The organism is Phytohabitans sp. LZ39 (assembly GCF_059359075.1).
The window spans coordinates 348,401-369,062 of the sequence record NZ_JCADBM010000003.1; the positions used below are offsets into that span (position 1 = coordinate 348,401).

At 70.5% G+C, this 20,662-nt stretch carries 19 protein-coding genes; 7 read left to right on the forward strand and 12 right to left on the reverse strand.

Annotated features, from left to right (window positions below; genetic code table 11):
* Window positions 1-14: 14 nt before the first annotated feature.
* From AC5L36_RS08040 to AC5L36_RS08075, 8 genes are all read right to left on the reverse strand, one after another.
* Window positions 15-848 (reverse strand): class I SAM-dependent methyltransferase, encoded by an 834-nt coding sequence (locus AC5L36_RS08040; RefSeq protein ID WP_441216956.1) that lies wholly within the window; start codon window positions 846-848, stop codon window positions 15-17.
* Window positions 845-1,534 (reverse strand): alpha/beta fold hydrolase, encoded by a 690-nt coding sequence (locus AC5L36_RS08045; protein WP_441216957.1) that lies wholly within the window; start codon window positions 1,532-1,534, stop codon window positions 845-847. The genes AC5L36_RS08040 and AC5L36_RS08045 overlap by 4 nt, the downstream gene beginning before the upstream one ends.
* 116 nt (window positions 1,535-1,650) lie before the next feature.
* A complete protein-coding gene (gene urtE, locus AC5L36_RS08050) occupies window positions 1,651-2,343 on the reverse strand; it encodes an urea ABC transporter ATP-binding subunit UrtE (protein WP_441216958.1) in 693 nt (230 codons plus the stop codon).
* Window positions 2,343-3,068 (reverse strand): urea ABC transporter ATP-binding protein UrtD, encoded by a 726-nt coding sequence (urtD, locus tag AC5L36_RS08055; RefSeq protein WP_441216959.1) that lies wholly within the window; start codon window positions 3,066-3,068, stop codon window positions 2,343-2,345. The genes urtE and urtD overlap by 1 nt, the downstream gene beginning before the upstream one ends.
* Window positions 3,065-4,156 (reverse strand): urea ABC transporter permease subunit UrtC, encoded by a 1,092-nt coding sequence (gene urtC / locus AC5L36_RS08060; RefSeq protein WP_441216960.1) that lies wholly within the window; start codon window positions 4,154-4,156, stop codon window positions 3,065-3,067. The genes urtD and urtC overlap by 4 nt, the downstream gene beginning before the upstream one ends.
* Window positions 4,153-5,040 (reverse strand): urea ABC transporter permease subunit UrtB, encoded by an 888-nt coding sequence (gene urtB, locus AC5L36_RS08065; RefSeq protein ID WP_441216961.1) that lies wholly within the window; start codon window positions 5,038-5,040, stop codon window positions 4,153-4,155. Before urtB ends, urtC begins: the two co-directional genes overlap by 4 nt.
* 1 nt (window position 5,041) lies before the next feature.
* Window positions 5,042-6,283: an urea ABC transporter substrate-binding protein gene (gene urtA, locus AC5L36_RS08070; protein ID WP_441216962.1), complete on the reverse strand. Its 1,242-nt coding sequence runs from the start codon at window positions 6,281-6,283 to the stop codon at window positions 5,042-5,044.
* 231 nt (window positions 6,284-6,514) lie between these two features.
* Window positions 6,515-7,582, reverse strand: coding sequence for a substrate-binding domain-containing protein (locus tag AC5L36_RS08075; RefSeq protein ID WP_441216963.1), 1,068 nt, complete (start codon window positions 7,580-7,582; stop codon window positions 6,515-6,517).
* Between the two features lie 75 nt (window positions 7,583-7,657).
* Here AC5L36_RS08075 and AC5L36_RS08080 point away from each other — a divergent pair, with 75 nt between their 5' ends.
* The 6 genes from AC5L36_RS08080 (at window position 7,658) to AC5L36_RS08105 (ending at window position 13,435) form a co-directional block, all read left to right on the forward strand.
* Complete coding sequence (locus AC5L36_RS08080) at window positions 7,658-8,110, forward strand: MarR family winged helix-turn-helix transcriptional regulator (protein WP_441216964.1); 453 nt, start codon at window positions 7,658-7,660, stop codon at window positions 8,108-8,110.
* 164 nt (window positions 8,111-8,274) lie between these two features.
* Window positions 8,275-9,291, forward strand: coding sequence for a DUF2330 domain-containing protein (locus AC5L36_RS08085; protein WP_441216965.1), 1,017 nt, complete (start codon window positions 8,275-8,277; stop codon window positions 9,289-9,291).
* 260 nt (window positions 9,292-9,551) lie between these two features.
* The gene (locus AC5L36_RS08090) at window positions 9,552-10,115 is read left to right on the forward strand and encodes a LacI family DNA-binding transcriptional regulator (RefSeq protein ID WP_441216966.1); all 564 of its coding nucleotides are present in this window, start codon (window positions 9,552-9,554) and stop codon (window positions 10,113-10,115) included.
* The gene (locus AC5L36_RS08095) at window positions 10,037-10,744 is read left to right on the forward strand and encodes a cellulose binding domain-containing protein (protein WP_441217165.1); all 708 of its coding nucleotides are present in this window, start codon (window positions 10,037-10,039) and stop codon (window positions 10,742-10,744) included. Before AC5L36_RS08090 ends, AC5L36_RS08095 begins: the two co-directional genes overlap by 79 nt.
* 77 nt (window positions 10,745-10,821) lie before the next feature.
* Window positions 10,822-12,870 carry an alpha-galactosidase gene (locus AC5L36_RS08100; RefSeq protein ID WP_441216967.1) on the forward strand — a complete coding sequence of 683 codons (2,049 nt, stop codon included), beginning with the start codon at window positions 10,822-10,824 and terminating at the stop codon, window positions 12,868-12,870.
* A 67-nt stretch (window positions 12,871-12,937) separates the two neighbouring features.
* The gene (locus AC5L36_RS08105) at window positions 12,938-13,435 is read left to right on the forward strand and encodes a beta-galactosidase trimerization domain-containing protein (RefSeq protein WP_441216968.1); all 498 of its coding nucleotides are present in this window, start codon (window positions 12,938-12,940) and stop codon (window positions 13,433-13,435) included.
* An 11-nt stretch (window positions 13,436-13,446) separates the two neighbouring features.
* Here AC5L36_RS08105 and AC5L36_RS08110 read toward each other — a convergent pair whose 3' ends face one another.
* The 4 genes from AC5L36_RS08110 to AC5L36_RS08125 all read right to left on the reverse strand — a co-directional run bounded on the left by AC5L36_RS08110 (window position 13,447) and on the right by AC5L36_RS08125 (window position 18,871).
* Window positions 13,447-14,334 carry an SRPBCC family protein gene (locus AC5L36_RS08110; protein ID WP_441216969.1) on the reverse strand — a complete coding sequence of 296 codons (888 nt, stop codon included), beginning with the start codon at window positions 14,332-14,334 and terminating at the stop codon, window positions 13,447-13,449.
* Window positions 14,321-14,884, reverse strand: coding sequence for a helix-turn-helix domain-containing protein (locus AC5L36_RS08115; protein ID WP_441216970.1), 564 nt, complete (start codon window positions 14,882-14,884; stop codon window positions 14,321-14,323). Before AC5L36_RS08115 ends, AC5L36_RS08110 begins: the two co-directional genes overlap by 14 nt.
* A gap of 111 nt (window positions 14,885-14,995) precedes the next feature.
* Window positions 14,996-16,417, reverse strand: coding sequence for a cellulase family glycosylhydrolase (locus AC5L36_RS08120; RefSeq protein ID WP_441216971.1), 1,422 nt, complete (start codon window positions 16,415-16,417; stop codon window positions 14,996-14,998).
* Between the two features lie 12 nt (window positions 16,418-16,429).
* Window positions 16,430-18,871, reverse strand: a complete 2,442-nt coding sequence (locus AC5L36_RS08125; protein WP_441216972.1) for a PQQ-dependent sugar dehydrogenase — start codon at window positions 18,869-18,871, stop codon at window positions 16,430-16,432.
* Between the two features lie 406 nt (window positions 18,872-19,277).
* Between AC5L36_RS08125 and AC5L36_RS08130 the strand changes: the two genes are divergently transcribed.
* Window positions 19,278-20,603, forward strand: coding sequence for a sugar ABC transporter substrate-binding protein (locus AC5L36_RS08130; protein ID WP_441216973.1), 1,326 nt, complete (start codon window positions 19,278-19,280; stop codon window positions 20,601-20,603).
* The last annotated feature ends 59 nt before the right edge of the window (window positions 20,604-20,662 follow it).

The following is a 20,662-nucleotide window of genomic DNA, read 5'->3' on the forward strand; positions in this document are numbered from 1 at the left end:
CCCGGCGAGTCGCCTCAGCCGCGCCGGGCGGTGACGATCCAGGCTCGGGAGCCGATGTACACACCGCTTCCCGTGTCGTGCGCGGCCAGGGCGGAGTGGAGCCGCCGGTGAGCGCGTTCGACGGTCGCCGCGTCGGCGTGCGCGAGGGCCTCCTGAGGGTGGCGCATGCTGGTGACGAAGTCGTAGGCGGCGGCGGTGTCCGGGCCGTAGTAGACCGGCTCGCGTACATCCGTGAAGTCGATACCGGTGAAGCCCCCGGCCGCCAGGATTTCCGTCGTGGTGGCCGGGTCGGCGAACGCGAACGGGTCGGCGGACACACGTGCCGTCGCGTCGGCGCCGACCGCGTCGCGGATCAGGGTGTACCACTCGTTGCGTTCGGGGCTATGCCAGACCATCAGCACCAGACGCGCGCCGGGGCGCAACGCCCGCCCGATGTTGGTGAACGCCGCCGCCGGGTCGGTGAAGAACATCGCGCCGAACCGGCTGACGCACAGGTCGTAGTGGCCCGGCGGAAACCGGTGGACCTGCGCGTCGGCCGCCAGATACGAGACGTTGTGGAGCCCGGCCCGCTCGGTGAGGTGTCGGGCCCGTTCGAGCACCGGTGCCGAGACGTCGACGCCCAGCACGCTCCCGGCCACGGCGACCCGGCCGGCGTCCCTTGTGGACTCACCGCTGCCGCAGCCGATGTCGAGCACCCGGTCGCGCTCGCCGACACCGGTGGCGGCGCGGAAGCGGTCGTTCAGGTGGCGCAGCTCGTCGGCCATCCGGTCGGCGTGCCTGACGTCTCGCTCGGCCTCGGTCCGCGCGGGCCGCGTCCAGGCCTCGGCCGCCACGGGGGAGCTGTTCACCGCTTGGCCCCCGCGTAGCCCTCCAGGATGTCGGCCACCTCTTTGGGGCGGCTGAGCGCGACGCAGTGGCTGCCGGGGATCTCGTCGGGGACGATGCCCAGGCGGTCGGCTACCAGCCGGCGAAAGAAGTCGGGTGGGAAGAAGCGGTCCTCGCCGCAGAGCACGAACCTGGTGGGCACGTCGGGCCACGCGTCCAACGGCCACGGAGCGGCGGTCGCGGTGCTCGACGGATGCGCGCGCTCCCTGCGCATCGCCTCCTCGGCCAGCTCCCGGGGTACATCGTGGTAGAAGCTCACGAGCGGATCGGGGTTGCCGGTCAAGCCGCCGTCGCGCGCGGCCTGCTCCGCCACCGCGTCGCCGTAGCCGGTGTTGGCCCACCACTCGTCCGGCGACTCACCCGGCGCCGGGACCATGCCGGCCAGCAGGACCAGCACGTCGACCGGCAGCCGATCGGCGACCAGCGGTGCCGTGAAACCACCGAACGAGTGGCCCACGACGACCAGGTCCCGCTTCGCGCCGACGGCCTCGACCACGGCGTCGGCGTAGTCCGCCAGGGTCTTCGACTCGTCGTCGCCGGGAAGGTCGGGAGCCACCACGTCGTGCCCGCGGGCTCGCAGCTCGGCTTCGACAAGGTGCCAGTACCATCCGACGTCTCCGCCGCCATGGATCAACACGAACGTGCTCATCGCGTACCCCCCGCTTCGTCCATGCCAGCCACGCTAGCCGCCGAGACGCCATCACGAAAAGCGATGGTTTGCGATCGATACGATCGTGAGCGCTAATGGTTGGTCCGGGCGAAGAGCTACACCGCCAACGCCTGGCGTACGTCGCTTTCGGCGTCCTGGCCGCCGGAGCCCGACGAGGTGACGCGCCCCGACTCCAGGACGTAGTAGCGTGCCGCCGCCCGCAGCGCGAAACCCACGTGCTGCTCCACCAGCAGCACCGACAGCCCGCCGCGGCGGGTGAGCGACAGGATGGTCTCCTGGATCTCGGCGACCACCGACGGCTGGATGCCCTCGGTCGGCTCGTCGAGCAGCAGCAGCCGCGGCGACGTGATCAGCGCCCGCGCGATCGCCAGCTGCTGCCGCTGGCCGCCGGAGAGCAGGCCCGCCCGCCGGCCCATCAGGCCGCGCAGCGCCGGGAAGAGCTCCAGCGCGTCGGCCATCGCCACCTTGCCGTTGGGCCGGGAGTCCGCGATGAGCTGGAGATTTTCCGCCGTGGTGAGGTGCGGGAAGCACTGCTGGCCCTGCGGCACGTACGCCATCCCGCGGGCCACCCGATCGTGCGGCGCCAGCCGGGTCACGTCCTCGCCGGCGAGCAGCACCCGCCCGCTACGCGGCTTGAGGAGCCCGATCGCCGCGCGCAGCAGCGTGCTCTTGCCGGCCCCGTTGTGCCCCATCACCGCGGCCACGCCGTCCTCCGGCACGGACAGCGACACCCCGTGCAGCACGAGGCTGCGGCCGTAGCCGACCTCGATGCCGTCGACCTCCAACATCAGGACACCCCCAGGTACACCTGCTGTACCGCCGGATCGGCCTGCACCTGGGCGACCGTGCCCTCGCTGAGCACCTTGCCGGCGTGCAGCACCGTCACGGTGTTGGCGAAGCTGCGCATGAAGTCCATGTCGTGCTCGATCACCACCACCGTGCGGTCGGCGGCCACCACCCGCAGCAGCTCGCCGGTGGCGTCGCGCTCGTCGTGGCTCATGCCGGCGACCGGCTCGTCGAGCAGCAGCAGCTTGACGTCCTGGACGAGCAGCATGCCGATCTCCAGCCACTGCTTCTGCCCGTGGGCCAGCGCGCCCGCGGGCTTGTCGCGGAGGCCGGCCAGCCCGATCGTCTCCAGCGCCTCCTCGACCGCCGGCGGGACGCCGCGCCGCCGGCGGGCGAGCGTCCACAAAGAACGGCCCGCTCCCGCCGCGATGTCCAGGTTTTGCAGCACGGTCAGCTCCTCGAAGACCGTCGCGGTCTGGAACGTGCGCCCCACGCCCATCCGCGCGATCCGGTGCACCTGCCGCCCCAGCAGCTCCTCGTCGCCGAAGCGGACCGAGCCGGTCGCGCGCACGAGGCCGGTCACCGCGTCGACGAGCGTGGTCTTGCCGGCGCCGTTGGGCCCGATGAGGAACCGGATGTCGCCCGGCGCCACCTCGAAGTCCACACCGTCCACCGCCGCGAACCCGTCGAACACCACGCGCAGGTCGCGAACGAGCAGGCCGCTCATGCCGTCACCTCCTGCGGGGCCACCGCGGGTGCGGGCGACACGGGTGCCGGATCGGGAGGTGGACGTCGTCGGCGGACCAGGCGCACGACCGAGGACAGGCCGCCCGGCAGGAACGCCACGACCAGCACGAACAACAATCCCTGGAGGTACGTCCACGCGGCCGGGAACTCCTCGGACAGCGTCGTCTTCGCCCAGGCCACCGCGACCGCGCCGAGCACCGGCCCGAGCAGCGAGGCCCGGCCGCCGACCGCGACGCCGATCACGAACTCGATCGACGGCACGATCCCGATCAGTGCCGGGTTGATGATGCCCACTGCCGGCACGAACAGCGCGCCCGCGAGCCCGGCCATGCCGGCGGCGGTCACGTACGCGACGAGCTTGACGTTCGCCGGGTCGTACCCGAGGAAGCGCACCCGCTCCTCGCTGTCGCGCACGGCCACGAGCAGCTCGCCGTAGCGGGACAGCATCAGCTGCCGCGCGATCGCCAGCAGCAGGAGCAGCACGCCGGCGACGACGAAGTACACCATCCGCTGGTTGACCGGGTCGTCCAGGTCGTACCCGAAGAAGCCCTGGAAGTCGGTGAGACCGTTGGTGCCGCCGGTGGTGCCCTGCTGTCCGATGAGGAGGATCGCCATCGCGGCGGCGAGCGCCTGGCTGAGGATCGCGAAGTACGCGCCCCGCACCCGCCGCCGGAAGACCAGCGACCCGAGCAGGAACGCGACGAGCATCGGCAGCAGCACGGTCGCCGGCAGCGCGAACCACGGGCTGGCGAACGGCCGCCACCACCACGGCAACGCGTCGAGCTGGCCGTACAGCTGCATGAAGTCGGGCATCTCGCCGGGGCCCGCGTCCGACAGCTTCATGTGCATGGCCATCGCGTAGCCGCCGAGCCCGAAGAACACGCCCTGGCCGAGCGTGAGCAGCCCGCCGCGCCCCCAGGCCAGCCCGATGCCGACCGCGACCATGGCCAGGCACAGGTACTTGGCCAGCAGGCTGAGCCGGAAGTCGGACAATGCGATGGGCGCTACGGCGAAGAGCACCACCGCGCCGGCGGCGAACCCGGCACCCACGCGCCAAGAAGATCTCATGCCAGGCTCCGCGTGCGCAGCGTGAACAGCCCTTGCGGGCGCCACTGGAGGAAGGCCACTATCGCCACGAAGACGAGCACCTTCGCGACGCTGACCGTGGTGGAGTACTCGACCAGGGACTGGAGCGTGCCCAGCGCGAACGCGACGATCACGCTGCCCTTGAGGTGTCCGATGCCGCCGGCCACCACGACGAGGAAGGCGTCGATGATGACGTTGGTGCCCATCGTCGGGCCGATCGGGCCGAGCAGGGTGAGCGCGACGCCGGCCACCCCGGCCAGCCCGGAGCCGATGAAGAACGTGAGCCGGTCGACCCGCCCGGTCGGGATGCCCGAGACGGCGGCGAGGTCGCGGTTTTGCACCACGGCCCGGATCCGCCGCCCCAGCGAGGTAAACCGCAACACCAGCGTCAGCGCCACCACCGCGAGCGCGGCGAGCGTGAGGATGAACAGGCGGTTGTTGCTCAGTACCAAGTCGTCTGTGATCTTGACGTTGCCGGTGAGGAGGTCCGGCGCGCGCGTCTGCACGTTGGGCGCCCCGAAGATGTCCCGGGCGAGCTGCTGGAGGATCAGCGAGACGCCCCAGGTGACCAGGAGCGTGTCCAGCGGCCGCGCGTAGAGGCGCCGGATGAGCAGAAACTCCAGCAGCACGCCCATCAGCCCGGCCACCGCGAACGCCAACGGCAGCGCCACGAGCAGCGACCAGCCGGCACCCGTGATCACCTTCTGGAGGACGTACACCGTGTAGGCGCCGGCCATGATGAACTCGCCGTGCGCCATGTTGATGACGCCCATCTGGCCGAAGGTGAGCGACAGGCCGAGCGCGATGAGCAGCAGCACCGCGCCGATGCTCACGCCGGTGAAGAGCTGGCTGACGAGGACAGTCATGTCAGCTCAGGCCCGTGGCCCACGGGTAGCCCTTGAGGTACGGGTCGGGCTTGACGGGTTCGCCGGAGTTCCACACCTCGGTGATCAGGCCGTCGGAACCGACCTTGCCGATGCGCGCGGTCTTGTAGATGTGTTGCGTCGCGCCGTCGATCGTGACCAGCCCTTCGGGCGCCTCGAAGGTGACGCCGTCGGACGCGGCCTTGACCTTGTCGACCTCGAACCCGCCGGCCTTCTCGACCATCGCCTTCCACAAGTAGACCGACACGTACGCGGCCTCCATCGGGTCGCTGGTCGGCTTGTCCTGCCCGTACTTCGCCTTGTAGGCCTTCACGAACTTGTCGTTGGCCGCGCCGGGCGTGGTCTGGTAGTAGTTCCAGGCGGTGAGCTGGCCGTCGAGGTACTGCGTGCCGATGCTCTTGACCTCTTCCTCGGCGATCGACACGGACACCACCGGCATCGAGGCGGCGGTGAGCCCGGCCGACTTGTACTCCTTGAAGAAGGCCACATTGCTGTCGCCGTTCAACGTATTGAAGACCGCCGACGCCTTCGACGCCTTGACCTTGTTGACGATCGTGCCGAACTCGGTCGAGCCGAGCGGTGCGTAGTCTTCACCGAGCACGGTCATCCCGTTCGCCTGCGCATAGGCCTTTATGATCTTGTTCGCGGTACGCGGGAAGACGTAGTCGCTGCCGACCAGGTAGACCGACGTCTTGCCCTGCGACTTGAGGTAGTCGAGGCCGGGCACGATCTGCTGGTTGGTGGTGGCGCCGGTGTAGAAGATGTACGGCGACTGCTCCAGCCCTTCGTACTGCACCGGGTAGAAAAGCAGCGACTTGTTCTCCTCGAAGACCGGCTTGACCGCCTTGCGGCTGGCCGAGGTCCAGCAGCCGAAGACGGCGGCGACCTTGTCCTCCCGGATGAGCTTCTCGGCCTTCTCGGCGAACGTGGGCCAGTCCGAGGCACCGTCCTCGCTGATCGGCTCGATCTTCTTGCCGAGCACGCCGCCGGCGGCGTTGATCTCCTCCACCGCGAGCTTGATGGAGTCGCGCACGGTGACCTCGCTGATCGCCATCGTGCCGGACAGCGAGTTGAGCAGGCCGACCTTGACGGTGTCGCCGGACGTGTCGGCGACCGCGCCGCTCGTCGTCTCGTTCTCACCGGTCTTGCTGCCACAAGCGCTCAACGCGACCACCGCGGCGAGCGGCAAAAGGGCTGCTTTCCAGCGCCCACGAATATCGAACATCGGAACCTCCACACCAGGGGATTCGGCGCCACGACACCGGGGCCCGGAATGGCAGTCAGCGTCTGCGAGGTTCATTGCGGTGACATTTCCCGGCCCTTAAGAAGATGTTTCCGAAAAAGCACTTTCCCTGCACGACAAAAAGCCCGCGCTAAGGCCTCTCAGGCCTTGGCACGGGCAATTACAAATCGCGGTTACTTCCCACAGGAAGTATCACGACGGGCGTCCACAGTGTCAAGAGGTGAGCTCGGCGACCACCGTGAAGTCGAGCGCGTCCGCCTCCGCCAGGTAGATCCGCTGCCGCAGGTGGCGGTCGCGCATCCACAGCCGGCCGCGCGGGCCTTCGTACGACACCGACTCGGCGCTCGCCCCGATCGCCCGCACGTCGAGCGTGCCGGCCCGCCCGATGAGCGCGGCCAGCAGCCGCACCCCCTCGTAGCAGGACTCCCCCAGGCTGCCCAGCGGTGGCGCCTCCACACCGAAGCGCCGGGCGTACCGCCCGTGGAAGTCGAGGTTTTCCCGCGTCACCAGCCCGGCGAAGAACCCAGCCGTGCTGTAGAGGCCGGCGGTCGCCCGCGCCCCGCTGGCCAGCAGCATGTTTTCGTCCATGAGCGTGGACAGGCGCAGGCAGCGGGCGTCCAAATTGGACCGGGCGAACGCGCGGTTGAACCGGACCGCGTCGCTGCCCACCAGCAGCATCACCACCGCGTCCGCGCCGGTCTGCTCGACGCGGCGCAGCACGTCGCGGTAGTCGTGGGTGCCCAGCGGCAGGTACGTCTCGCCGACCACCCGCCCGCCGCAGCCGACCGCGTAACGCCGGGCCTGGCGGGCGGTGCGGCGCGGCCAGACGTAGTCGTTGCCCACCACGTACCACCGGCGGACCGAGCGCTCCCGCGCGAGCAGCCGCATCGCCGGAAAGAGCTGGTCGGCGGGCGTCTCGCTGGTCATGAAGACGCCCTCGGTGCGCTCGCCGCCCTCGTACAGCGCGGTGTACACGTACGGCACCAGGTGGGCGATCCGCGGCGCGAGCGCCTGCCGCACCGACGAGATGTGCCAGCCGGTGACCCCGTCGACCGCTCCCATGTGGACGAGCGCCTCGACCTCGGCCGCCACCCGCTCGGGCGGCGCACCGCCGTCGACCGGCCACAGCCGCAGCTCGCGGCCGAGTACCCCGCCCGCCTCGTTGACCTCCTCGGCGGCCAGCCGGGCGCACATCTCGCAGGTCGGCCCGAAGATGCCGGCCGGCCCGCACATCGGGTAGACCAGCGCGACGTTGACCGCCGCGCGGTCGACAATCGACATGCCCGCATGATTCCCGGCACCCGCCCGCGAAGCCAGAGCCTGCCGGGAGCTGCGGCCGATCTGTAGCATGAGCCGATGCCGGTGCCCCCCGCGCACACCCGGGCGCTCGCGCCCGAGGAGCTCGCCCTGCTGGTGACCCGCGCCGAGCGGCTCCTGGCCAAGCGGCTGCGCGACGTCCTCGACCGGCTCGGTCGCACCCCCGACGAGTGGCGCGTGCTCGCCATCCTGGCCGACGGCGCCGGCCACCCGATGACCGAGATCTCCGAGCGCGCGTTCCTGCCGCCGGGCTCGCTCACCAAGCTCGTCGACCACCTCGTCGACGAAAACCTCGTGTACCGCCGCATCGACCCGATCGACCGCCGGCGCATCCGCGCCTATCTCGCCCCGCGTGGCCGCACCACCCACGACCGCATCTCGCGCGCCATCCGTGCCGCCTGGGACGAGCTCCCCATCGGGTACGAGGACAGCGAGCGCCTCGCCGACCTGCTGCGACTGCTCGCCGGAGCGTTAGACCGGCCGACCCAATGAACACGGGCGGCTGCTCGGCCGGCGAGGCCGCGCCGGGCCGAGCCGCACAGGGTATGCGCCGGGTCGACGGGCCGCCGCGGACTGTCGGCAGCACGACGGCCGGGCCGGCCGGTGGAACCCGGGCCCAGGCCGGCCGCGTCCGACGGTCCATGACATTTGGCCGTATGACGGTTCGCATCGCCGCGGTGGTGGCTCTCGCCCTCACGATGGTGGGGCTCAATCCCGCGATATCCGGCGCCTGTGCCTGCGGGGCCTTCGTCGCCAACGACACGTTGCGGGCGCAGCGGGAAACCGCACTGGTCGAGTTGGCCGGCCGCACCGAGTCGATCACGCTCTCGGTACAGGCGCGGTCCACGGCGACCCAGGCGGCGTTCCTGATGCCGGTCCCCGCCCGCGCCCGCTTCGAGGTGGCCGACGGAGAACTGTTCACCGAGCTCGACCGGATCAGCCGCCCGGCGGTCAAGGTCCGGCGCGTGACGGCGGACGGGGACGGCGCCGGTGGGGCGCCGCAGTCCGGTGGTGGCGCGACCGTGGTCGACCACGTCGAGATCGGGCCTTACGAGGTCGCCCAACTCTCCGGCACCGACGCCACCGCCGTCACGCGATGGCTTGCCGGCAACGACTTCACCTTGCCCACCGCCCTCGGTGCCGCGCTCGTGCCGTACCTGGCGGAGGGCTGGCTCGTCGTCGCGGTGCGCCTGGCCCCCACGTCCGGCAGCCTCTCCGCCGGCCTCCCGCCGATGCGCCTGGCATTCGAGACCGACACGCCGGTCTACCCGATGCGGCTGTCGGCCACCGCTGAGCACAGGCAGCCGCTGCGCCTGTACGTGCTGGCCGACCACCGGATGGACATCAGTAATCCAGCACCCGCGGGCAGCACACCCGACCTGACGTTCGCTGGCCAGGTGAAGCCGGACCCGCACTACCCCACACTGTCCGCGGCGTTGACCGGCCCACGATTCCTGACCCGCTACGACGGCGACTTCTCGCCGGCGCAGATCACTGAGGACATCCGCATCACCCGCTCCGCGACCGACGAACCCCACCGCGCGGTCGTGACCGTCACGGAGTACGTCCGCTCGCCGTGGCCGATGCTCGCGATACCGCTGGTCGCACTGATCTCGGCGCTCGCCGTCGCCACCGTCGTGATCCTGCGCCGCTGGCGCAGGATCAGGGCCTGAGGCGGCCAGCGCTGCGGCCACGCGCTCGACCTCTACGCGGACCTTGGCACGCCGGAGGCCGATCAGGTGCGCGCGGCCCTTGCCGCGCTGGAGGACGACGCGTCCCGGGCCCCCTAGGCGGCTGACCGCCCGAACCACGCCAGTCGGGCCGGAGGTCGGGGAACTCGGCGGGCGCTGTGCTCGCGCGGGTCGGATAAGGTGCGCGAAAGACGGCTGGAGGGACAGCGGTGGCGGACGGGGCGCCCGTGGGTCGCAGGAGCATGCGGGAGGTCGCGCGGGCGGCGGGTGTTTCGGTCTCCACCGTCGCCAACGTGCTGAGCCGGCCCTCGATCGTCGCGCCGGAGACCCGCCGGCGGGTGGAGGAGGCGATCGACGGCGTCGGCTACGTGCCGCACGGGCCGGCCCGCCAGCTGCGCGGCCTGCCCAGCCCGATCGTCGGCAGCATCACCCTCGACCTCGCCAACCCGTTCTACGCCGAGGTCAACAGGGGCGCCGAAGACAAGCTCGCCGAAGCGGGCTGCCTGCTGCTCACGTGCAGCACCGACCTTCGCGCGGCGAAGGAGAAGCAGCTGCTCGACCTGCTGCAAACGCAGGCGGTGCGCGGCATCATCATCTCGCCGCTCGAGCCCGACCCGCGGGAGCTGCTGCGGGTGGTCGAGCGCGGCACGCCGGTCGTGTCATGCGGGACAACGCGCAGACGATCCTCAACGCCGACAGCCAGCGCAACACCGTGCTGTCCATCCACATGTACGCGGTGTTCAACACCGCGGCGTCCATCGTGGACTACCTCAACCGGTTCCAGGCCAACGGCTGGCCGCTGGTGATCGGCGAGTTCGGCTGGCGGTTCAACTCCGGTGAGGTCGACCACGACACGATCCTGTCCGAGGCGCAGGCCCGCGGGCTCGGCTACCTCGCCTGGTCGTGGAGCGGCAACACCGACCCGATCCTGGACATGGCGACGAACTTCAACCCGGCCCAGCTGACCACGTGGGGTGAGCGCATCTTCAACGGCGCCAACGGCATCAAGGCGACCTCCCGCGAGGCCACCATCTTCGGCGGCGGCAACCCGACCACCACTCCCCCGGTCACGACACCGCCGGTGACCACGCCGCCCGTCACCACGCCGCCGGTCACGACGCCGCCGCCCGGCTCCGGGGCCTGCGCGGCGACGTACGCGATCGTCGGCCAGTGGCCCGGCGGGTTCCAGGGCGACGTGCGCGTGACGGCCGGCGGCTCGGCCATCAGAGGCTGGACGGTGACCTGGACGTTCGCCAACGGCCAGAGCGTCAACCAGGCCTGGAACGCGACCGTCACCGCCAGCGGCTCGCAGGTGACGGCCCGCAACGTGAGCTACAACGGCGCACTCGGCGCCGGGGCCAGCGCCACCTTCGGGTTCATCGGCAGCTGGACCGGCAGCAACGGCGCGCCCGCGCTGTCCTGCACCGCCAGTTGACCGAGGACCGACACGTCGGGCCGGGTGCGCACGCACCCGGCCCGCTTTCCGATCACCGATGAAGCAGACTTGGCGGAATGACTGTGGAGTTTGACCCCGACAGCCGGACGTTCCTGCTGAGCACGCCGCGCACCAGCTACGCGGTACGGGTCGTGGACGGATCCGTACGGCAGGTGCACTGGGGCGCGCCGCTCGGCATCGGCGCGGCGGCCTCGATACCGCTGCGGCCCGACGGCGGTGACGGCGAGGTGCTCGGCGAGGAGTTTCCGGGTGAGGGCGGGCTGCGCTTCGGGCCGCCCGCGCTGGTGGTCGACTTCGGCGACGGGGCGCGTTCGGTGTCCTGGCGGTACGAGTCGCACTCGTCCGACGGCCCGGGCCTCACGATCACGCTCGTCGACGACCACTATCCGGTCGCGCTCGAGCTCCACTACCGCGTGCACGGCGACTGCGACGTCGTCGAGCGGTGGGCGGTGCTACTCAACCGCGGCGACGCGCCGGTGACCGTCGAGGCGCTCCAGTCGGGCGCGTGGACGTTGCCGAGGCGGGCCGGCTACCGGTTGAGCCGCGTCGCCGGCGAGTGGGGCGCGGAGTTTCAGCTGTCGCGCGTGCCGCTGCCGCACGGCGAATCCACCGTGACCTCCCGGCGCGGCACCCACCGGCACCAGACCAACCCGTGGCTGATGGTCGACCCGGGTGACGCGACCGAGGAGCACGGCGAGGTGTGGACGGTCGCGCTCGCGTACAGCGGCGGGTTCACGTTGACCGCGTCGCGCGGCTACGGCGACCACGTCTCGGTCCTCGCCGGACCCGACCACGACACCGCTCCGCCGCGGACCCTGGGGCCGGGCGAGCGGCTGGACACCCCGATGACGCTCGGCCTGTACACCGGCGGCGGGTTCGGCGGCGCCAGCCACCAGTGGCACGCCTACGCCCGGCGGCATGTGCTGCCCGCGCCGACCGAGGAGCGGCCGGTGCTCTACAACTCGTGGGAGGGCACCTGGTTCGACGTCGACGAGGCCGGCCAGATCGAGACCGCGCGGATCGCGGCCGACCTCGGTGTCGAGCTGTACGTGATGGACGACGGCTGGTTCGGCGCGCGCCTGTCCGACCGCGCCGGGTTGGGCGACTGGTCGCCCAACCCGGACCGGTTCCCGTCCGGCCTCGGCCCGCTCGTCAAGGAGGTGCACCGGCTGGGGATGCGCTTCGGGCTGTGGGTCGAGCCGGAGATGGTCAACCCCGACTCCGACCTCTACCGCGCGCACCCGGACTGGGTCGTGCACCAGCCGCACCGGCGGCGCACCGAGGTGCGCCACCAGCTGACCCTCGACTTCGGACGGTCCGATGTGGCCGAATGGGCGTACGAGTGGCTGTCCCGGCTGCTGACCGACAACGCGATCGACTTCCTGAAGTGGGACATGAACCGGCCGTTCACCGAGCCGGGTCCGCCGTCGACCGCCGCGCACACCCGTAACGTGTACGACGTCGTCGACCGGCTGCGGGCCCGCTTTCCGCACCTGCGCATCGAGAGCTGCGCCAGCGGCGGCGGCCGGGTCGACTTCGGCATCCTGCGCCGCACCGACCAGGTGTGGACGTCGGACAACACCGACCCGGTCGACCGCATCGCCATCCAGTCCGGCTACAGCCAGGTGTACCCGGCCGCGGCGATGGGCGCGTGGGCGAGCGAGAGTCCCAACCCGATCAACGGCCGCGCCACGCCGCTTCGGTTCCGGTTTCACGTGGCCATGGCCGGCGCGCTCGGCGTGAGCGGAAACCTGCGCGAGTGGTCGCCGGCCGAACGCGACGAGGCCCGCGCGCTCATCGCGGAGTACAAGCGGGTCCGTCACGTGATCGCGCACGGCGAGCTGTACCGCCTGACGCCGCCCGACGCGCAGACCGTCGTGGTGCAGTACGTCCTGGGCGGCGAGAGCGTGGTGCTGGCCTGGCGGGTTCGGGGCCGGATCGGCCGGCCCGAGTTGCCGGTGCGGCTGCGCGGCCTCGACCCGGACGCGACGTACGAGGCCGGCGAGCGCCCCTACCCCGGCGGCCTGCTGCTGGCCCACGGCCTCGACCTCGACCTGCCCCGCGGCGACCACGCGAGCACGCTCGTCCACCTGCGCCGGCGCTAAGGCCGGGCGTGGCGTGGCGCGAGTTTCAGGCCAGCCAGGTTACCGGCTTCATCGGCTGGCAAACCCTGTGCGCGCGGTGCCCGGCGGCCCTTTGCGCCTGCCGGAGGGCGCGACCGCCACCCGCTGGGCGGACGCCCTCACCGTCGTCGACGCCGACGTGCTCGTCCAGTACGACCACCCGCACTTCGGTCGCTGGCCGGCGGTCACCACCCGCCGCCGCGGCGAGGGCCGGGTCACGTACGTCGGCACGGTGCCCGGCCACGCCCTGGCCCAGGCGTTGGCGAGGTGGCTGGCAGCCGCACCGGTCAGCGGATGGCGTGACACGGCGCGCTCGGTCACCGCCACGACCGCGACATCCCCGGACGGCCAGCGCGTCCACTTCGTACACAACTGGAGCTGGGGGCCGGCCGCGCGACGGCTCCGGCGCACCTGTCCGACGTCCTCGACGGCACCGACGTCCCCGCCGTCCCCGCCGGCACGGCACTCGACCTCGACCCCTGGGACGTACGCGTCCTCGTCCAACCGCCGGAAAGATGAGCGGTCGTTCGAACAGCTCCGCCGCTAGCCGTGACGAGCTCACGTGTCGACGCTGAACATCTCCGGGGGCAGACCGGCCAGCTCGATCTGGCGCCAGATCGAGCGCCACCGCGGGAGCTCGTGGTAGCGCCGCAGCGCGGCGAGGCCGGCCAGCCAGCCGGTCCAGCCCGCGTACGGCGGGTTGGTGGGGTCGAACCCGCTCTCCACCACGGTGAGTCGGGTCTTGCCGTCCGAGCCTTCCAGCTCCCAGCTGTCGGTCATGCCGTCGGCGAACCGCAGCGTCGCCTTGCGGTCCGGCTCGAACTCGACGAACCTGGCTCCGCCCGGATCCAGGTCGAACCCACCCATCGCGAAGCGGCCGCCCACGTATGGCTCGATGTCCACATTGGCGCCGAACCAGCGGCGGAACTGCTCGGGCTGGACCATCGACTCGAACACCGCGTCCGGCGGCGCGTCGATCACCACGGAAGCACGCAAGTCGCTCGACGTGAAGTCGCACTTGGGCGTCAGCGCACGGCCGGCCAGATAGTCGGCCAGGTTGGCGATCGCCAGTGACCAGAACGTCTGGAGCGCGCCACGGGCACCGGCCTTGTCGGCCAGCACCTCCGCGAAGGTCGGCAGGTCGCTCTGGCTCAGCGTCACCAGCGTGCCGCCCTCGTCCGCGGCCAGCTCGAACTCGACTGTGGACTCAACACCCTCGACGGTCCAGGCGAACCGGAGGGTGCGCTCGTCGACGTGCAGCACGCGCTGGTGCGGCTCAGCCCCGTCGGGCGTGTAGCGGCCCCAGAACTGGTACATGCCGGGCAGGTCGACCTCGGCGTGCTCGGCCAGCCACACACGCAGCGCGGCCGGGTCGGTCAGCGCCTCGTACACGACCTTCGGCGGGGCCGGAACGACCGCGCGCAGGCGCAGATCAGGCTCGGTCATCGGGATCTCCCTTCGGATAGCAGGCGACGGCCAGGCGAAACGCGTCGCCCTCGGCACCGCCGTAGCGGGTGAACAGGTCCTGGAGCGTCCGCTGGAGCTCGTCGAGAAACGCCTTGCGCTGCTCCGGGCGCACCCGGATGTCTCCGGAAACGCCGATCGACGGCAGGTCCGGCCGAGTGAGGTCGAGCGCGGCGACCTCCGCCTGGACGTCCTCCATCAGGTCGACCAGGTAGCCCAGACTGAGCCGGTCGCGCGACTGGCGCAGCCCGATCCGGCCCACCAGGCCCGGGGACAGCCAGTAGGACCGGCCGGCCGCCTGATAGATCCCCTCGTGGATCCCGCGCACCCGACGCTCGGCCACCTGCCGCACGAGGCTGGCCTCCAGCAGGCGTTTTACGTGGTAGTAGACCCGCTGCGGCGTCTGGTCGAGCTCGACCGCCACCTCGGTGCACGACCGGGGCTCGGCGAGCTGCCGCAGCACCTCGATCCGCTGCGGCTTGAGCAGGGCCTCAGCCTGCTGGATCTGGTCGAGGTAGACGACATCTCTCATGGCGAAAACCATCCTTTACGTAAAAGAATTTTTTGTCAATAGGCTCCCGCCGGGATACGGGAGCGGGCCGCGCTCGTCGCGCGGCCCGCTCTTTCGTGCGGTGAAAGGTCTCTAGCTGGTCGGGAAGTTGTCCGGGGTGCGGACGCGGTCGCGTACCCAGGCGCCGGCGGGCTTGAGCCGGCTGGTGCCGGTAAACGTGCCGTTGGGGCAGGTGCCCGCGGTGAAGACGGCGCCGGACCGTCCGTCGTCGGAGAAGTTCCAGTTGACCCAGCTGATCTTCTTCTGGGCCATCAGGTCGAGGTACGCCTGCGACTGGGTGAAGTTGTTGCCGCCGTCGCCGGACGCGGTCTGCGTGCCGAACTCGGTGACGAACATGGGGATCCGGTCGGCGGCGCGGGACAGCGTGTTCAGGTAGGAGCTGCCGTGCGAGGCCGCGTAGAAGTGGAACGTGTACATGATGTTGGTGGCGTTGACCGGGTTGTTGACGACCTCGGTCTCGCTGGCGCCGTCCGACACGCCCAGCGACGACCACGCCCTCGTGCCGAGCAGGACGACCGCGTCGGGGTCCTGCGCCCGGATCACCGGGATGATCTGGTGGTGGTAGTTGCGGATGGTCGACCACGAGACGCCGTTGGGCTCGTTCGCGACCTCGTAGATGACGTTGGTCTTGCTGTTGTGCCGGCTGGCGATCTCGGTGAAGAACGTCTTCGCCCGCGCGAGGTTGAAGTGGGGGTCACCGGGGTCCAGCATGTGCCAGTCCACAATGGCGTACATGCCGCGTGCGGTCGCCATCTCGATGAGGTTGTGCACGCGGTCGGTGAAGAGCCGCGGGTTGGTCTCGTACCCGTCCTCCTGGATGTACATGGAGATGCGCAGCACGTCCGCCTTCCAGTCGTTGGCGAGCGCGTCCAGCGAGGCGCCGTTCAGGCACTGGTAGTACCACTGGAGCCCGTGCGAAGACATGCCGCGCAGCTGGATCGGCCGGTTGTACTGGTTGCACAGGTTGACGCCGCACACGTGCAGCTGGCCGTTGACCGCCACCGGGGTGCCGCCGCTGGGCGGGGTGCCGGCGTCCACGTCGACGTAGTCGATGTTCGCCGGGCCGTTCGCCGTCGTCGCCGCGACGCGGATCGTGTTGGTGCCCGCGGTCAGGTTGGCCGTCAACGTCTTGGTGGCCCACGCCGTCCAGGCGCCGGTGCCGTTGAACGCGCTGGCCGACTGCACCACCGACCCGTTCACGCTGATGTCCGCCGGCCGGTTGGCCGTCGTGCCGTTCGCGTACCGGATGCCGATCGTCGCGGTGCCGGCGCTCGCCGCGTCCACAGTGAACTGGGCGAACGCTCCGACCGCGTTGGTCGCGTTGCAGAACCCGCTGCCGGAAAACCCGGCGTGGTTGGCGTCGATCGTGCCGCCGCACTGTGCCGGAGCGCTTTCCGCCTCGTAGCGCGTCGGCGCGGCGTACGCCGCGGACTGTACAGCTACGGCCAGCAGCAGGGCTGCACCCAGCAGGGCCGCACCTCTCTTCCCGTTCACGGACCACTCTCCTTATTGGATGTTGGAACGGCGGATGGCGTCGGGGCTGCCGTCGCCGTTGTTGTCCTCGTTGGTGGTGCCAAACCAGATCGCGTTCGCGCCGGGCACCTTCTCGACCGCGCGTAGGCGGCCGTAGGTGCTCACGAAGTAGGCCGAGGTGGTCCCGGCGCTGGTGCCGTTGAGCTCGACACGCCACAGCCGCTGGCCGCGCAGCGCCGCCATGTACACGGTGTCGTTGACGATCGCGATGCCGCTCGGCGAGGCCTGCGCGACGCCCCACGTCTTCTTGGGGTTCTCCATCCCGGCGGTGCCGCAGCTGCCCTCGCAGTCGGGCCAGCCGTAGTTGCGGCCGGACAGGATCAGGTTGAGCTCGTCGGCGCTGCTGTTGCCGAGCTCCGACGACCACAGCCGCCCGGCGGAGTCCCAGGCGAGACCCTGCGGGTTGCGGTGGCCGTACGAGTAGACGCGGGTGCCGAACGGGTTGCCCGGCGCCGCCGCACCGGTCTTGGTGATCCGCAGGATCTTGCCGTTGAGCGAGTTGCGGTCCTGGGCGAGGCTGGGCTGCTGCGCCTCGCCGGTGGTGACGTAGAGGAACCCGTCCGGTCCGAACTTGATCCGGCCGCCGTTGTGATAGCGGTTGCTGCGGATCGTGCCGCCCAGGTCGAGCACCGCGCGGCTGGACAGGGTACTGCCGTTGAACGCCATCCGCACGACGCGGTTGGCCGTGGTGCCGCCGTCGTTGGCGGTGTGCATGAAGAAGACGTCCTGGTCGGTGGTGCCGTTCCAGGTCGGCGACAGAGCCACGCCCATGAGGCCGCCCTCGCCGTCGGTGGTGACGCTGTTGGGCACGGTGCCGACCTGGGTCCTGGTGCCGGTCGGCGTGAGCTTGAAGACGCGGAACGTGTCCCGCTCGGTCACCAGGGCGGCGGAGCCGTCGGGATACCAGGAGATGTCCCACGGAATGTCCCAGTTGGACGGTCCGACAGTCGTGGGTGACTGCGGGGTGCCGCGGCTGCACGCGCCGGTCGTGAACGTCACCGCGTTGCTCGGGTTGGAGCGGTTGCCGGCCGCGTCTCTGGCCCGGACCCGCAGGGTGTACGCCGTGTCGCAGGTGAGGCCGGTGACCGTGGTGCTGGTCGCCGTGCCGCTCACCGTGTGGATGACGGTGCCGCTGGCGTCGACCACCTCGTACCCCGTGACGGCACGGTTGTCGGTGGCGGCTCCCCAGGTCAGGTTCACGGAGGTCTGGGTGACCGTGGCGGAGGTGAGGTTGGTCGGCGCGGTCGGCGGTGTCGGGTCGTCGATCGCCAGGGTCTTGCACAGCACCTCGGGGCTGGTGTCCGAGACGTTGCCGGCGGCGTCGCGGGCGAAGACCGAGATCTGGTACTGGAAGTTGGGCTGGAGCCCGGTCAGGTGGAACGGCGGCGCGGGCGGCGACGGGGCGGTGGCGATCTGCGTGCCCAGGTTGAAGATGTCGTAGGCGACGACGCCGGTGTCGTCGCTCGACGCCGGCCAGGCCAGGTCCATTTCGGACTCACCTATCCCGCTGCACGTCGGCTGGCCGGGAGCCGTCGGCCGCTGCGTGTCGACCGGGGCGGCCACCCGCAGGCGGTCCAGGTTGGGCCCGCCGCCGGCGGTGGTCGACGCGAGGGCGATCGTGTTGCCGCCGCTGGCGAGGTTGACGTTGACGGTCTGGGTGCCCCAGGTCGTCCAGGCGCCCGTGCCTTCGAACTGGATGGTCGCCGCGGTGCTGCCGTTGACGGTCAGGGTCATCGGGCGCACCGCCGCCGTGCCGTTGGCGTAGCGCACCTCGACGCCGTACGAGCCGGCCGTGCCCGGATTGCCGACCGTGCACGTGATGCCGCTGCCGGACACGTTGTCGCCGTTGACGAAGCCGGTGCCGGTGAAGCCGGCGTGGTTGGACTCGACGACGCCCTGGTTGATCGTGCAGCTCTCCGCCTGGTACTCGGTGAACTGCTGGGGCGGGGCGACTTCGAAGTCGACGTAGTCGAGGTTTGGCGGTCCGTTGGCCGTCGTGCCCTGGATCCGGATGGTGTTGCCGCCCGAGCTGACCTGGGCCGTCACGGTCTTGGTGGCCCAGGTGCTCCACGCCCCGGTCGACGGAAACGACGACGCGCCCTGCACCACCGTGCCGTTGACGAGGACGTCGGCGCCGCGGTCCGCCGTCGTGCCGTTCGCGTACCGGATCTGGATGGTCGCCGTGCCCGCGTTGGGCGCGCTCACGGTGAACTGCGCGAACCCGCCGACCGCGTTGGCGGCGTTGCAGAAGCCGCTGCCCGAGAAGCCGGCGTGGTTGGAGTCGATGGTGCCGTCACACTGTGCCGGCGCGCTTTCCGCCTCGTACCGGCTCGGTGCCGCCTGCGCGGCGCTCACCGGCGCGACGACGATCAGCGCCACCGAGGCGACGAGTGCGGCGGCCTTGCGTCGTTTCATGATTCTCCTATAGTTAGGAAAGCTGACTAACAGATCGAGGTTAACAAATCCCATTAAAAGATGGAAGATTATGATTCTGCCTCCGTGACCCGCACCGACATCGATGCGGGCCACGGAGCCGGGCGACGCCCTGGGCGGCCATGGTCACGTCCAGGCGGTCGAGATCAGGCGGATGGCGTCCACGCTCGCTACCGTTGCCCGGTGCGACAGAGATCGGATTAGTAAGGAAGCTGGTCCGTTACGGGAGCCTACATATAGGTCCTCATCTACGGAAGGCTCGGCAATAGATGGGATCTCTAATCAGTTGCCGCCTGGTTGACGTCAGGGATCGTAATCGATACGTTCACGTGGACTGCCGCCGGCAGGGCGACAGCCTTCCACATATGTGTACGGGGTAGGAGGGCACATGCCACGTCGCTTCCCGATCGCCGTCGTCGCCGCGCTCGCGGTCGCCCTCGCCGGCTGCTCGTCCACCGGAGAGTCGTCCGCACAGGACCCGGACGCGCCGATCGAGATCTGGATCCGCCAGGCGCCCGGCTCCGACTCGGAGAAGACCGCGCAGCGCCTCGCCGAGGCGTTCACCGCGTCCACCAAGATCCCGTCGAAGGTGGTGGCCATCTTCGACGACTTCGAGACCAAGCTCCAGCAGCAGGCGGCCCAGCGCCAGCTCCCCGACATCGTCATCAACGACACCGCCCAGCTGGGCAACATGCAGCAGCAGGGCTGGCTGCGCGAGGTCGACCGGGGCACCATCGGCGGCGGCGACAAGCTCGCCGACCGGGCGTGGAAGGCCGCACAGGCCGCCGACGGCAAGTACTATGCGATGCCGTTCTCGGCCCAGTCGTTCGCGCTGCTGGTCCGGGCCGACTGGCGGGCGAAGCTGAAGCTTCCGGCGCCGAAGACCTGGGCCGAGCTGGCCGACCTCGGCACCGCCTTCACCGAGCGCGACCCCGACGGCAACGGCAAGAAGGACACGTACGGCTTCGTCGTGCCCGGCACCACCCAGCGCGGCTACATGTCCTGGTACTTCTCCTCGTACCTGTGGGCCAACGGTGGCGACTTCGTCGAAGCGGCCGGCGAGGGCAAGTGGCGACCGGCCATCAACAACGCCAAGTCGGTGGAGGCCGCGACCTGGCTCAAGGAGCAGTTCTGCACCCGCAAGACGGTCAACCCCGGCGCGGTCAACCTCAACACCACCAGCTCGCACGAGGTCTTCGAGAAGGGCCAGGCCGGCATCTACCTGGTCGGCCCGTACGTGCTGGCCCGGTTCGTGAAGAGCATGGGCACCGAGAAGATCGAGGCGATCGAGGTGCCCAAGGGTCCGTCCGGCGGGCCGGGCACGCTCGCCGAGGGTGAGAACGTGTACCTGATGGCCGGCTCGGACAACGAGGCGGGACAGGTCAAGTTCGCCGAGTTCGCCGCCTCCGTCGAGGGCCAGACGATCGGCATGAACGCCGACAACCCCGGCGCCATCGTCCGCCTGCCGGCGAACACCACAGTGGACATGGCCACCGTCCGCAAGGACGAGCGCTGGGGCGTCTTCCAGAAGGCGTACGACACCGCCGGCGTCTACACGCCGAACGTGCCCAACTGGGCGCCGTTCCGCCAGGTCGCGGCCGACGGGCTCAACGCCGTGATGGCCGACTGCGCCTCCGACGTCAGGCAGTCGATGGACCGTCTCGCCGGGCAGCTCGGTGCGGAGTTGTCCAAACAGGACGTCCAGGCCGCCTGATCCGGCCGGTCGGGGGTCCGCGCGCGGCGTGGTGGGCGCCGTTCGCGGGTCCCTGACCG

Coding starts and splice junctions, on each gene's coding strand:
- AC5L36_RS08045 (WP_441216957.1), bottom strand. CDS start 1,534: ATGAGCACGTTCGTGTTGATCCATGGCGGCGGAGACGTCGGATGGTAC.
- urtE (WP_441216958.1), bottom strand. CDS start 2,343: ATGTTGGAGGTCGACGGCATCGAGGTCGGCTACGGCCGCAGCCTCGTG.
- urtD (WP_441216959.1), bottom strand. CDS start 3,068: ATGAGCGGCCTGCTCGTTCGCGACCTGCGCGTGGTGTTCGACGGGTTC.
- urtC (WP_441216960.1), bottom strand. CDS start 4,156: ATGAGATCTTCTTGGCGCGTGGGTGCCGGGTTCGCCGCCGGCGCGGTG.
- urtB (WP_441216961.1), bottom strand. CDS start 5,040: ATGACTGTCCTCGTCAGCCAGCTCTTCACCGGCGTGAGCATCGGCGCG.
- urtA (WP_441216962.1), bottom strand. CDS start 6,283: ATGTTCGATATTCGTGGGCGCTGGAAAGCAGCCCTTTTGCCGCTCGCC.
- AC5L36_RS08075 (WP_441216963.1), bottom strand. CDS start 7,582: ATGTCGATTGTCGACCGCGCGGCGGTCAACGTCGCGCTGGTCTACCCG.
- AC5L36_RS08080 (WP_441216964.1), top strand. CDS start 7,658: ATGCCGGTGCCCCCCGCGCACACCCGGGCGCTCGCGCCCGAGGAGCTC.
- AC5L36_RS08085 (WP_441216965.1), top strand. CDS start 8,275: ATGACGGTTCGCATCGCCGCGGTGGTGGCTCTCGCCCTCACGATGGTG.
- AC5L36_RS08090 (WP_441216966.1), top strand. CDS start 9,552: ATGCGGGAGGTCGCGCGGGCGGCGGGTGTTTCGGTCTCCACCGTCGCC.
- AC5L36_RS08095 (WP_441217165.1), top strand. CDS start 10,037: ATGTACGCGGTGTTCAACACCGCGGCGTCCATCGTGGACTACCTCAAC.
- AC5L36_RS08100 (WP_441216967.1), top strand. CDS start 10,822: ATGACTGTGGAGTTTGACCCCGACAGCCGGACGTTCCTGCTGAGCACG.
- AC5L36_RS08110 (WP_441216969.1), bottom strand. CDS start 14,334: ATGACCGAGCCTGATCTGCGCCTGCGCGCGGTCGTTCCGGCCCCGCCG.
- AC5L36_RS08115 (WP_441216970.1), bottom strand. CDS start 14,884: ATGAGAGATGTCGTCTACCTCGACCAGATCCAGCAGGCTGAGGCCCTG.
- AC5L36_RS08125 (WP_441216972.1), bottom strand. CDS start 18,871: ATGAAACGACGCAAGGCCGCCGCACTCGTCGCCTCGGTGGCGCTGATC.
- AC5L36_RS08130 (WP_441216973.1), top strand. CDS start 19,278: ATGCCACGTCGCTTCCCGATCGCCGTCGTCGCCGCGCTCGCGGTCGCC.